This window comes from Neptunitalea lumnitzerae (assembly GCF_027924185.1).
Lineage (GTDB): Bacteria > Bacteroidota > Bacteroidia > Flavobacteriales > Flavobacteriaceae > Neptunitalea > Neptunitalea lumnitzerae.
The window spans coordinates 87,561-100,646 of the sequence record NZ_BRVO01000002.1; the positions used below are offsets into that span (position 1 = coordinate 87,561).

Below are 13,086 nucleotides of genomic sequence, written 5' to 3' on the forward strand. Positions count from 1 at the left end.
TTCCAATTGTTAAAACGGACAAAAAGGCAGAAACAACAGTTGTTAAGCAAGACAAGTTGTCTTTTTAAATCATTTATAAAGTTACATAAGATAATAACCATATGGGAATATTTAACAGCATTTTTGGAAAGGGATCGGACGGAGAAACAAGCACATTTCCATGGGTTCCGCTAGAGGATATAGCACAGCTAGATGCTATAGAGAATGAGAGTGAAACACAAACAGTAGCTATTTTTAAACACAGTGTACGTTGCGGCATTAGTGCTATGGTAAAACGTGGGTTTGAAAACGAAGAGAATAGCAATGTAGATGTGAAATTGTATTATTTAGATTTAATTAATTACCGACCTATCTCTAATGAGATAGCAGAGCGCTTTGGAGTAGTGCATGAGAGTCCGCAATTAATTGTATTGAAAAATAAAGAAGTTATTACTACAGCTTCTCACGGAGCTATCAACGAGGTTGATTTGGCTAGTTTATAAAACAAAAGCTCCGTTGTAACATTACAACGGAGCTTTCTTCAAAATACTTAAAACCTAAACGGGAACTGAAAATTATAACGTATATTTCTTTAAGATAGATTTCATTTTATCTTTCAAGTTTTCGCCGGCATCATATACCATTTGTTCATCTGATGGAAATTGTAATGCTGCTACCTCTAATAAATCTAACTGATTATTTTCTAAGGCTCTTGTATCACCTCTGTGTTTTGCATAACTATTGTTAAATACAAATTGACTGTTCATAGGAAAAGTATCTACCAATTGTTGTTCTTTAGTATCAAATAACGAAACGGTTGCCATTACCTGAGCTGTTTTGTTCTGTGTAAATTGATAGAAAGAACATACCACAGTAGTATACTTATCAACCAATATTTCGTTACCCAAACTGTCTTTTACTACATTGCCTTCTTCATCATATAAATTGGTTTTACCGTCTACTATTTGTTTCTCTTTTACATATTCTTTTTCATTAACAAATTCAGGACTTACCTCAATGGCTTCAAAGTTCATAGTAACTTCATAGTCATATACCTTATTTGGTAATGGGTTACTATGAAAAACAGTCCAGTTAGAGCTTAAACCATAACTATTAAAATCTAATAAGTCTTGCTCTAATTGATAAGGTATCATTACGTTGCTCGTATTCTGTATGTACACAGCAATATACTCAGTACCTTTTTCTAAAGTTGTTTGCAATAAACTAGCAACATCTTTGTAATTAGGATTCAAGTTGTTTAAGTAAGCTAAATTTTCATATACGTTTCTGTATACATACTTAGGCTGTTCTTGTTGTAAACTAGCCACAGCTTCTGTATATAAATATTCAGATAAAGCTGTTTTAGCCTCTGCAATGGTAGCTGAATAATCAACTATATTAAATTGTGCCGATCTTCTTTCAGCGTTTACCGCAAGGGGTAATAATGGCTTTATGTAGTTCTGTCTGTAATTTAAAGCTACATAAATATTGTATATCTCTTCTAAGTGAGCTTTGTTACCATCGGCTTTTAAGTAGGTAATTCTATCTACATCTTTGCTGTTTGCTTTCGCATACGCTTCTTCTAATAGCACTACATATTCATCGCTATTTTTTCTGTCGGCATTGTGTTGTAATTTCTGTACAGCTTTTTCAATGGCAGTATTATAATTACCAGCGTGTAATGCCTTTTCGGTTTGTTTTACTCCGCTACAGGAAGCAAGAAACACCATAACTAAAACTAAAGTAATTTTTTTCATAAGCCACGATTTTTGGTTCGTATACTTATGGATACTCAACTACTGTGCCAAAAAGAAAATAAAAAAGCCCTGAAGTATTCAAGGCTTTGATTTTTAATATTTTGTATGGGTTATTTAATTGTAATTGCAGGGAGTAATTTGTTAGCTACTTCCCCAAAACCAATACGTACCTTATCGTTTTGGCAATATCCTTTTATGCTAATGGTATCGTTATCATTAACAAAATACCTAGGTTCTCCATCTTCTAATGTAACAGGTTCTTTACCGCATTTGGTTAGCTCTAATAAGGAACTGTAAGAATCTGGAGTATCTCCTGATAATGCCCCACTCGCCATCATATCTCCACTATTAACCTTACAACCATTTATGGTGTGGTGTGCTAATTGTTGCGCCATATTCCAATACATATATTTTGCATTAGACTTTGATAATAGGGTAGTGCTGCCTTCTTGGGTAATTAAAGAGGCTTCTAAATTAATATCAAAATTTTTAGCACCTTCAGATTGCAAGTATTCAAATGGTTTAGGCTCTTGTTTAGGTCCTTCCGTTCTAAAAGGAGCTAATGCATCCATCGTTACAATCCATGGAGAGATAGAGCATGCAAAGTTTTTAGCAAGAAATGCTCCAAGAGGTTCTTGTTCCCATTTCTGTATATCTCTGGCGCTCCAATCGTTTAGTAGTACCATCCCAAAAATGTAATCTTCAGCTTCATCTACAGCCACCGGATCTCCTAATACATTAGCATCGGTAGTAATAAATGCAACCTCCATTTCAAAATCTACTTTTTGAGAAGTACCAAAAATAGGAGTGTGAGACTCTGCCGGAAACATTTGTCCGTGTGGTCTTTTTACGGGTATCCCAGAAGTTACTATAGAAGAGCTTCTACCATGGTACCCTATAGGAATGTGTACCCAGTTTGGTAGTAAGTCAGATTCGCCTTCGTTTAAAAGTTCTTCAATGTTTTTTGCATGTTGCTTGCTAGAGTAGAAGTCAGTATAGTCTCCTATAAGCACAGGCATTTGCATTTCAATTTCGTCTAGGGTAAATAATACAACATCTTTGTGTGCATCATTATCTCTCAAACCTGGAGTATTAGCATCAAAAATTTTGCTGATACGGCTTCTAACCGCTCTCCAAGTTTGTTGTCCGTCTGATATAAAATCGTTCAGGGTATCTTGTAAAAATATATCGTCTGTTAAAGGAATACCTTCAAAATACCCTAACTGATGTAAAGCACCAAGGTCTATAGCAGTATCGCCAATTCTAGTTCCTATGGTAATAACATCGTCTCTAGTTAAAAACACTCCAAACGGAATATTCTGTATAGGGAAGTCAGAGCCTTCTGCTACAGGTATCCAAGAAGTCTTATTTGGGTCGTTAACTTTATTTGGCATTTTTATAATTGTTAATTACTTTTTTAATAAATATTATTCAAATATATAAGAATATTACAATTGGCAAGCAGGATTTAGTATTTTTGCTTTTTATTTAACGAAATCAAATATAATGCAACGGGACGAACAGATTTTTGAACTAATAGAGGCTGAGAAAGACAGACAAATTCACGGTTTGGAATTGATAGCTTCTGAAAACTTTGTGAGCGAACAAGTAATGGAAGCTGCGGGTTCTATTCTTACCAACAAATACGCTGAGGGATATCCAGGAAAGCGTTATTATGGGGGTTGTGAAGTAGTAGATGAAATTGAAACTATTGCTATTGAAAGAGCAAAGGCTCTTTTTGGTGCTGCTTATGCCAATGTACAACCACACAGTGGTTCACAGGCAAATACGGCGGTTTTTGCTGCCTGCTTAAAGCCAGGGGATAAAATTTTAGGGTTTGACCTTTCTCACGGAGGGCATTTAACTCATGGTTCTCCTGTAAATTTTTCTGGTAAGTTATACAATCCTGTATTTTACGGTGTAGAGCAAGAAACAGGAATGCTTAACTACGATAAGATTGAAGAAATTGCAAAAGCTGAAAAGCCACAATTAATTATTGCGGGTGCTTCTGCATACTCTAGAGATATCGATTTTAAGCGTTTTAGAGCTATTGCAGATAGCGTTGGTGCTATTTTAATGGCAGATATATCTCACCCAGCAGGTTTAATTGCTAAGGGTATTTTAAATGATCCAATTCCTCATTGTCATGTAGTAACTACTACTACTCACAAAACGTTACGTGGGCCACGTGGAGGTATGATTTTAATGGGAGAAGATTTTGAAAACCCATTCGGATTAAAAACTCCTAAAGGGGTTGTACGTATGATGTCTTCTTTATTTGACAGTGCTGTATTCCCAGGGAACCAAGGTGGACCATTAGAGCATATTATTGCTGCTAAAGCAATTGCTTTTGGTGAAGCCTTAACCGATGAGTTTTTATCGTACATTCTACAAGTAAAGAAAAATGCAGCCGCTATGGCAGAAGCATTAGTAGCAAAAGGGTATAATATTATTTCTGGAGGTACAGATAACCACATGATGTTAATTGACCTTAGAAATAAAGATATTACTGGTAAGGCTGCTGAAGAAGCTTTAGGAGTAGCAGATATTACAGTAAACAAAAACATGGTACCATTTGATGATAAGAGTCCGTTTGTAACTAGTGGTATTCGTGTAGGTACGGCTGCTGTTACAAGTAGAGGTTTAAAAGAAGATGATATGGCTGTTATTGTTGGTTATATTGATGAGGCTTTAATGAATGCTGATAACGAAGAAGTGTTAGAAGCTGTAGCTATTAAAGTAAATGCTTTAATGAGCGAAAAGCCTTTGTTTACTTTCTAAGAAATAGAAGTTTTTACATATAGATGAAAAGTCCGGTTTTTATAAGCCGGACTTTTTTTGTTTATAAATTTATACAGAGTGTGTTTAATTGGGAAAGATTTTATTTATCAATTAAAAGAAAAAGATACGTATAGGTTATTGACACCTTAATTATTAATCATCTAGGTTCATTTTCTCTGCAATCCAAGAAAGTGCTATGGTTACGGGTAAAGTTGTATTTGCAAAAGCTGTATTATGTCCTAGAGTAGGGAATAGGGTATATTCAAATGGTTTTCCCTTTGCTTTTAAATCATTAATTTGCTCTAAACATACCTTTACGGGTATTTGAATATCTTTTTCTCCAAATAGATACAGTGCAGGAATTTCAAGATTACGAAGTGATGCTTTTGGATCTGTTGGCGCAAATTCATATCGGTCAGGATCATTTTTTAAATGTTCTCTAGCTTCTGCTTCTGTATGTTGTTCCCAAAAATTAGGGTTGCCGTTGGTATAAAATTGAAATCGTAATTGTTCTAAGGTTGTAATCGTAGGGCAACTGAATAAAACCATATATGTTACCGATTTATTTTTAGTAGCCGCTAAAGGCATTACCCAACCAGCTTGACTAAACCCTATAAGGCCTACAGGTATATTTTTATGTTTCTTTTTAAGAGTGTTGACAGCTGCGCTGGCATCGTCTGCCAATAGGTTGAGGTTAAGAGAGTCTATGTTATTAGTACCCACTTCCGGCCCAGCATATATTCCTTCTGATGCTCCTACACCTCGCTTGTCGTAAGTAAGTACCAGTATTCCGTTAGAGGCTAGTAGTTCTGCAAAGGTACCCATTCGTAGCTCTTGTCCAGACCCATGTACAACTACTAAAGCTGCATGAGGTTGCCTTGGTGTGTATAAGGTGCCTGAAAGCTTAATACCGTTACTACTAAATACTACTTCTTCCGTTTTAATAGTGTTGTTAGCTTGTGCTGTTAGTTGTTGGGTAGTTATAAAAAGTAGTATAATAGTTATGGAGAGCGTTCCTTTTATAATCTTTTTTAGGAGGGTGGTGTGTAAAAGCATATAGTTACGTGTATTGGTATAAAAATACGCATAACATTTTATTTATTTTCTAATTATAAGGATTAAAAAAAGCCTCTAGGACCATACGTACTAGAGGCTATATTTTGTGTTGTTGTATTTTTTACTTAGCCAAATAACCACCATCTACAGGGTAGTAAGCTCCTGTAGCAAAAGAAGCCTTATCACTTGCTAACCATACAAACAGCTCAGCAACTTCTTCTGGTTCACCTAAACGTCCTATAGGGTGTAAGGAGGCTAAACCGTCATATTCTTCTTTAGAAAGAGAACTTTCCACTAAAGGGGTTTTAATAAAACCTGGGCCAACTGCATTTACTCTAATACCTTTAGCAGCATATTCAATTCCTGCGTTTTGGGTTAACCCAACTACACCATGTTTTGCAGCAACATAAGCTGCAGAATGAGCAAAACCTACAGCACCTAATATAGAGGCTACATTAATAATAGAGCCTTTACCGTTTTTTTCCATTGCTGGTAATTGATAGCGCATTCCGTAAAATACACCGTTTAAGTTAACAGCTATTACCTTATCCCATGAATCAATAGGATAGTCTCCAATAGGTGCTTGAGCACCACTAATACCAGCATTGTTAACAGCAATGTCTAATTTACCAAAGGTTTTTACTGCTTCGTTTACGGTACGTTCAGAATCTTCTGGTTTAGAGGTATCTGCTTTTACAAAAATGGCTTCACCACCTTTTGTTTTAATGTCTTCTACTACTTGTTTACCATGTTCTTCGTTTACATCAGTTACTACCACTTTTGCACCATTTTCAGCAAAAAGGGTAGCGGTAGCTTTTCCTATTCCAGAACCTGCTCCGGTAATAATGGCTACCTTATTATCTAGTATTTTCATAACTTTTATTTTATGTAATTTTTATAATTAAAATTTCAATACTTAAAGTTACGAATAGGGCAATGATAAATGTTTAGTGGTACTCTTAATGTTTTGGTAATTGTATTTTCTTTAGTACTAATCTTCTTCAAACACTTGCGATTCATAGGCGCCTGCATCTGGAGAAGAAGAACGTGTTGCTCCTGTAATGTCTTGTACTGTAGCGCCTTGTGTAGTGCTTGCTAAACCGTTAGCAGCAGAACCATCTCCAATAGCATATTTGCTATTATTGGTGTCTTCAAAATCAGGGTCTTCATTCAATACCACATTATTGTAATATTGCGTGTTGGTGAAATCGTAAAAGTCTTCATCAACATTTCCAAAAGGATTAAATCTCACTAGGGAGTTATTTAACGCGTAGTTATAAGCTACATCATCAATAAAAGAAACTAAAAATTCTAAATTGTTATTACCGTATATAATACAATTATTAAAAGTTGCTTCTTGTAAATCGGCAGCTACAATAGTGCCGTCTTCTAATTGTAAATAATTATCTAATAAAACTGTTGGGTAACTTCTGTAACCATTACCCCAATAATTAGCAAAAGTACAGTGGTTGAAGTTATAAATACCACCTAAGCTACAATACGCTGAGGTTAACCCTGCATTACCGTATACGCTATTTTCAGAAAGTATGTGCGCTGTTTGTGCCCACAAACCATAGTTAGCTGAATTATGAATTTGAGAGTTTGTAATGGTTAGTGTAGGTGTGCTACTTCCATCGTTACTATCCATTTTAATTCCTACTGTAGCGTTTTTAATGGTAGCATGATTAAACATATTGTTGGTACTACCTTGTGTAAGCCAAATAGTACCCCATTGTCCTGGAACATCTGAATAATCGGTTTCTAAGCGGTCACCTTCAAAAATAACTTCATTCTCTTGCAGTTCAGTATCATTACTTACATCACCATTTACTTGAATACTAGCATCATTAGCTACAATAATTCCAGAGTCTGCATGAAAATAGATACGTGCTCCTGCATCAATAGTCAATGTTTTGTTTTCAGGTACTGCGGCATATCCATAGATAACGTAAGGTTTCTCATTGGTAAAGTTAAGCTCATTATCATCTAACCCAAATCCGTATATTTCGGTTGCATTTTCACCAGAACCTAATGTAATATATTCTGTAGAGCCATTGTCTGCACGTTCAGGGTATAGAAATACTGCATCTTGTACTAAAGTTATCAATTCAACTTTTTGTTGATTTACATCCGTATCAAATTCAATTGCATCTGAGTACAAAAATTGCGTTTCAGAAGTAGTGAGATCTGTTATATCTACTGTAGTTTCAATAAATATGTACATACTGTCTTTGGCTAGCAGTTCTACATCATAAAATTGTTTGCCAGGCATACCATCTACATTTAATCTAAACTTAGAGTTTTGTCCGTTAGCTAATTGTATTACAGGTATAGAAATGTCAGAATCACTATGGTTGTATACTTTTAAGTTATAGGTACTAGAACCAATATTGGTAAAAACGGTATCAAGGTATATGGTATCTCTAGAAAACTCTAAAGAGCCAGTACTTGGAGAAAATTCAAAGTCTTCTCTACAAGAAAATGTGCTTATAGCTAGTACTACTATGGAAATGATAAATAGATAACGTTTCATAAATAAAATGGTTCTGAAAGAATAGAACGTAAAAATACTAATTATGGTGTATGTGGTACAGTAATATATGAGATTATTCTATGGAATCTTTACAACAAGAATAGCTCATCAATTTCTTTGGGTATTCTAGTAGGTCTTTTTGTAGCAATAGTAAGCAGGCACCATTCGGTTGTGGCGGTTAAAATCAGTTTCTCATCTTTGTATATATCCACTTTTCTATGAGAAATAACACCTTTATTACTTTCTATATACGTTTTAAGTAGTAAGGTGTCGCCGGCAAAACATTCACCTTTATAATAGATATGGTGAGCTGCTACCACCCAAATGTAATTTTCTGAAAAATCTTTTGGAGCAACTGCTTCCCAATGGCCTTGCGCCATATCTTGAATCCATTGTACGTACCTAACATTGTTTACATGGTTAAGTTCGTCAATATCATCAGTAGATACAATTTTCAGTTGCTCGTAGATTTTCATATTATTTTTCAGAAAAAGTTACTTCAAACATTTTATCCCAGTTTTTACCAGTAATAAAAAACGTTTTTGTTTTTGGGTTGTAGGCTATGCCGTTAAGTACATCTAGCTGTTGGTGTTGGGTTACTTTTTCTTTTAACCCTCTACAGTCAATAACTCCTGTAATAATACCGGTTTCAGCATCAATAATCATAATACCATCTTTTTGGTAGGCATTGGCATAAATAGTACCATCTACGTATTCTAGTTCATTCGCCTTTTCGTAAACCGACTTATTAGTAACTAATTGTATGAATCCTTGTTCAGCTAACGTTTCTTTGTCTAAGGTATAAATTCTTTCAGAGCCATCGCTTTTATAAATATGTTCACCGTCGTTACACAATCCCCAGCCTTGTTTGCTATCTACATAACTAAAGGTCTTTTCTTTTTCAAAGGTGGTTAAGTTGTATACATAACCAATCATGCTTTGCCAGGTTAATTGATAAATTTTATCATTTAAAATGGTTAAACCTTCACCAAATATTTTGTTGTCTAAAGCTATTTTCTTTAATACTTCCCCAGTTTTGAAATCTACTTTTCTAAGTGAAGATTGTCCTCTGAGCCCAGTACTTTCATATAGGGTATCTTTATGAAATTCTAATCCTTGAGTATACGCCTTAATATCGTGCGGATAGGTATTTACTATAGTGTAGGAGTAAATTTTAGGAGCAGTAGCTGCTAATACTTCTATTTGCTTTGTAACTGTTTCGCTACTCTCACCATAACTAACCACAGCCTTTAGGGTTTGTTTACCATAAGGAATATCTGTAAGCGTATAAGATCCGTTAGTTAGGGTAATAGGAGTGTCTCCTATATAGTAATTAGTAGCGGCTATTTGTTTCTGATCAGGATTTTTTAAGCTTACTTTTAGCTCGTCATTAGGCTTAAATTTGTTGTTTTCGCTATTTAATTCTATTGAAAAATGATTTTTTTCTTCATTTTTTTCCTCTCCACAAGAAAGGAGAGAAGTAGCTAATAATATGGCAGACAGAAAATTAAGAGGTTTCATTGTTTTTTCTAATGTTTATGGCAAGTTAGATAATTTAATTAAGACGCTAAAATGGTTGCTAAAAAATAAAAAGATTGTATATTTGCACCCGGCAAGTCCTACACGACCAGCTCCTGCAGAATCCCCCAGGGTGGGAACGCAGCAAGGGTATGTGGTTGTAGCGGTGCGATGTAGGTAGCTTGCCTTTTTTATTTCTTTTCCTAACATAAATTTCACAACTCTTTTATCTTTAATTTCGTTTCTTTGTAAACGCTAAATTTGTTTGTATGTCTGAAAAGGTAATTTTAATTACCGGAGCTTCTTCGGGAATAGGAAAAGCTATTGGTATGTTTTTAAATACCAAGAATTATAAAGTATATGGAACTAGCAGAAATCCTGATAGAATAACCGATTCTCCTTTTCCTTTATTAGCACTTGATGTAAGAAATACAGAAAGTATTAAAAGTGCTGTTGAAACACTTCTTGAAAAAGAAAAACGTATTGATGTTTTAATTAATAATGCGGGAGTGGGTATTACGGGGCCGTTAGAGGAAATACCAGCAGAAGAAATTTTAAATAATTTTAATACCAATTTATTTGGACCTATTGAGGTTATGAAAGCGGTTTTACCTGCTATGCGAGCTCAAAAGGGAGGACTTATTATTAATGTTACTTCTATTGCTGGTTACATGGGGTTACCTTTTAGAAGTGTTTATTCGGCGTCTAAAGGAGCTTTAGAGTTAGTTACGGAAGCTTTGAGAATGGAGGTAAAGCCTTTTAATGTACATATTACAAATGTGGCACCAGGAGATTTTTCTACCAATATTGCATCGGGTAGGTATCATGCACCTTTGTTAAAAGGATCGGCCTACGAAGATACCTATGGGTATTCTTTAAAAACAATGGATGAGCATGTAGACGGCGGAAGTGACCCTAAAGAGATGGCGGCCGCCATTTATAAGGTTATAAATACACCAAATCCGAAAGTGCATTATAAGGTAGGTGCGCCTTTACAAAAGTTCAGTATTGTGCTAAAACGAATTTTACCAGATAAAATTTACGAAAAAATGCTTATGAATCATTATAAATTATAAATTTGTAAATGTGAATTTTACACTTATTAATAATTTTATTGACTATTAAGTTTAATTAATTTATATTTAAATAGTTACGAAAAAATAATACTAAAAATAGAATTAGATGAAATTTTTTATTGACACTGCTAACCTAGATCAAATTAAGGAAGCTCAAGATTTAGGAGTTTTAGATGGAGTTACAACAAACCCATCTTTAATGGCTAAAGAAGGTATTACAGGAAAAGAAAATATTTTAAAACATTACGTAGACATTTGTAATATTGTTGATGGTGATGTATCTGCAGAGGTAATTGCTACAGAATTTGACGAAATGGTTAAAGAAGGTGAAGAACTTGCCGCTTTACACCCACAAATTGTTGTTAAGTTACCAATGATTAAAGATGGTGTAAAAGCTTGTAAATATTTTACAGACAAAGGTATTAGAACAAACGTTACTTTGGTGTTTAGTGCTGGGCAAGCGTTATTAGCTGCTAAAGCAGGTGCTACTTATGTATCTCCTTTCTTAGGACGTTTAGATGATATTTCTACAGATGGTTTAGGTCTTATTGAAGAAATTAGATTAATATATGATAACTACGGATTTGAAACAGAAATTTTAGCTGCTTCTATTCGTCACACAATGCACGTTCTTAATTGTGCTAAAATTGGTGCTGATGTAATGACTGGTCCGTTATCATCTATTACCGGCTTATTAAGTCACCCTTTAACTGATATAGGTTTAGAGAAATTCCTTGCTGATTACAAGAAAGGAAACTAAAAGCATAAACTTTTGATGTAAGAAGTTTATATTTGGATAAGTAAAAACGCATTGATTATTCAATGCGTTTTTTTATGTTGTTAATAAAATAGAATTGATTGCTATTTCCTCTTTTTTAATACGTTATATTAATATATAACTTTAAATATTATTTATTAGGCATATAGTGATGCGCTAGATTTTTACTTTTCTGTGTTGTAGATAATAAAGACGTAAAATCGATATCGTAGATATCTGCAAACGCATTTACAATAATACCTTCATGATCAAGAACAATCACTTTGTTCATTTTGTTGAGTAAAAGCTTTTTATTTGTTTTATTAAAGTCTGTAACGCGATATTGATTTTCGGTATTAAGATTGAATTTTTTTAAGGTATTTCTCCATTCATTCTGAGGTAAGTCTAAATTAACACCTACAAAATTTACTTTAGGAAAGTCTTTGTGAAGTTCGTGTACTCTTTTTAAGATATTATGAAAATGATTCTTTTGTTTTAAAGACCAAAAGTAATAAACCGTTAAGGTGTTATTGGTGATATCGTAGATATCCTCTTGGTTTCCTTCTTCATTGATAAAGTGAACATCTGTAATTTTATTACCAGCTTGTAATGCACTAATGGTATTGTATATTTCAGTTATTTCTGGAAGGTATTGATTGTTGCCCGCATATTTTTTAAACTCTTCTAAATACTCTTGATCTAAAGAAAGGTCTCTTTCTTCATCTAAGAAAAACATATAGGCTGCATTTCTTAATACAATATCTTTAACGCTTTTATCGGTAATAGCCTCCTCTAAGTACTTTAATTTATTGATATGGAATGGATACGTTTTTACCACTTCTTTTGCGGTTAATTCTGGTTGTGCATCCGAAACATTAATGTAAGATTTTCCGGAAGCGTATAACTTTAAGTATTTTTGATATGGATAAAATCCACCAAGTTTTTCTTCATTGAAATTTATATGATCTCTAAAGTTGTAATATGCATCCGTTAATTCAGTTTCATCTACTTTTTCATCATATAATTTGTGGTGTACATACGGGTATATTTCAACATATCTGTATAATGTTAAATCTAAATTGGTTTCTAGTAATTCTTGTGTAAGTAAACTAGGGTGTTGGTTTGTATAAAAGATGCCTAATTTGTTAGATCTAACATCATGAATAGAATCAATTTTATTCTTAAAAGCTATAGGGGGTAACTTAAAAAACTTTTCTTTAATTAGTTTTTTGTCTTCTTCATCTTGTAAAAATTGACTTATTAAGATGTTGTTTTTTTTCGCGCCTTTTCCTGAAAATACCAAGGATTCATCAAAATCCATTGTGTTTAAGCGTAGTAGTAAACTATCACCTTGTTCTAATATAATGTATTGGTGTTCAGGCTGATTTGAGAATTTATAAATTCCGCCTTCAAGTTTATCAAACCGAAATGAAAACCTATTATGAGCATCAAGCTTTACAGAGTCAAAAGCATTATCATTTTTGTAGAGTACAACATAATCGTGTTTCGGGTTCACTATTTGTCCTCCGAAATACGTATACACCTCGTCATCATTTCCACAGCTCACTAAGGTACATATGAAAAGTAAATAGAATATCTTATTCATAAAGTTTGTTGCGTCCAAAAGGG

At 34.0% G+C, this 13,086-nt stretch carries 12 protein-coding genes and 1 other RNA gene; 5 read left to right on the forward strand and 8 right to left on the reverse strand.

What is annotated here, in order from left to right:
* Nucleotides 1-101: 101 nt before the first annotated feature.
* Nucleotides 102-482 carry a bacillithiol system redox-active protein YtxJ gene (gene ytxJ / locus Y10_RS07955; protein WP_281764856.1) on the forward strand — a complete coding sequence of 127 codons (381 nt, stop codon included), beginning with the start codon at nt 102-104 and terminating at the stop codon, nt 480-482.
* A 72-nt stretch (nt 483-554) separates the two neighbouring features.
* Here the strand turns inward: ytxJ and Y10_RS07960 are convergent, their stop codons facing one another.
* Both Y10_RS07960 and fahA read right to left on the reverse strand, forming a co-directional pair.
* The gene (locus Y10_RS07960) at nt 555-1,736 is read right to left on the reverse strand and encodes a hypothetical protein (protein WP_281764857.1); all 1,182 of its coding nucleotides are present in this window, start codon (nt 1,734-1,736) and stop codon (nt 555-557) included.
* A 110-nt stretch (nt 1,737-1,846) separates the two neighbouring features.
* The gene (fahA, locus tag Y10_RS07965; protein WP_281764858.1) at nt 1,847-3,130 is read right to left on the reverse strand and encodes a fumarylacetoacetase; all 1,284 of its coding nucleotides are present in this window, start codon (nt 3,128-3,130) and stop codon (nt 1,847-1,849) included.
* Nucleotides 3,131-3,242: 112 nt separating this feature from the next.
* Between fahA and glyA the strand changes: the two genes are divergently transcribed.
* On the forward strand, nt 3,243-4,517 hold the full coding sequence (gene glyA / locus Y10_RS07970; protein WP_281764859.1) for a serine hydroxymethyltransferase: 1,275 nt from the start codon (nt 3,243-3,245) through the stop codon (nt 4,515-4,517).
* Nucleotides 4,518-4,670: 153 nt separating this feature from the next.
* Here glyA and Y10_RS07975 read toward each other — a convergent pair whose 3' ends face one another.
* The 5 genes from Y10_RS07975 to Y10_RS07995 all read right to left on the reverse strand — a co-directional run bounded on the left by Y10_RS07975 (nt 4,671) and on the right by Y10_RS07995 (nt 9,627).
* Nucleotides 4,671-5,573, reverse strand: a complete 903-nt coding sequence (locus Y10_RS07975; RefSeq protein WP_281764860.1) for an alpha/beta hydrolase family protein — start codon at nt 5,571-5,573, stop codon at nt 4,671-4,673.
* Between the two features lie 121 nt (nt 5,574-5,694).
* The gene (locus tag Y10_RS07980; protein WP_281764861.1) at nt 5,695-6,447 is read right to left on the reverse strand and encodes an SDR family NAD(P)-dependent oxidoreductase; all 753 of its coding nucleotides are present in this window, start codon (nt 6,445-6,447) and stop codon (nt 5,695-5,697) included.
* A gap of 117 nt (nt 6,448-6,564) precedes the next feature.
* Nucleotides 6,565-8,106 (reverse strand): hypothetical protein, encoded by a 1,542-nt coding sequence (locus tag Y10_RS07985; protein WP_281764862.1) that lies wholly within the window; start codon nt 8,104-8,106, stop codon nt 6,565-6,567.
* A gap of 89 nt (nt 8,107-8,195) precedes the next feature.
* Nucleotides 8,196-8,582, reverse strand: coding sequence for an acyl-CoA thioesterase (locus Y10_RS07990; protein WP_281764863.1), 387 nt, complete (start codon nt 8,580-8,582; stop codon nt 8,196-8,198).
* A gap of 1 nt (nt 8,583) precedes the next feature.
* Nucleotides 8,584-9,627 carry a glutaminyl-peptide cyclotransferase gene (locus Y10_RS07995; RefSeq protein ID WP_281764864.1) on the reverse strand — a complete coding sequence of 348 codons (1,044 nt, stop codon included), beginning with the start codon at nt 9,625-9,627 and terminating at the stop codon, nt 8,584-8,586.
* A gap of 89 nt (nt 9,628-9,716) precedes the next feature.
* Between Y10_RS07995 and ffs the strand changes: the two genes are divergently transcribed.
* The 3 genes from ffs to fsa all read left to right on the forward strand — a co-directional run bounded on the left by ffs (nt 9,717) and on the right by fsa (nt 11,460).
* Nucleotides 9,717-9,815: signal recognition particle sRNA small type (gene ffs, locus Y10_RS08000), an RNA gene on the forward strand.
* Nucleotides 9,816-9,893: 78 nt separating this feature from the next.
* A complete protein-coding gene (locus Y10_RS08005; RefSeq protein ID WP_281764865.1) occupies nt 9,894-10,700 on the forward strand; it encodes an SDR family oxidoreductase in 807 nt (268 codons plus the stop codon).
* A gap of 106 nt (nt 10,701-10,806) precedes the next feature.
* A complete protein-coding gene (gene fsa, locus Y10_RS08010) occupies nt 10,807-11,460 on the forward strand; it encodes a fructose-6-phosphate aldolase (protein ID WP_281764866.1) in 654 nt (217 codons plus the stop codon).
* 148 nt (nt 11,461-11,608) lie between these two features.
* Here the strand turns inward: fsa and Y10_RS08015 are convergent, their stop codons facing one another.
* A complete protein-coding gene (locus tag Y10_RS08015) occupies nt 11,609-13,063 on the reverse strand; it encodes a thioredoxin family protein (RefSeq protein WP_281764867.1) in 1,455 nt (484 codons plus the stop codon).
* Between the last annotated feature and the right edge of the window lie 23 nt (nt 13,064-13,086).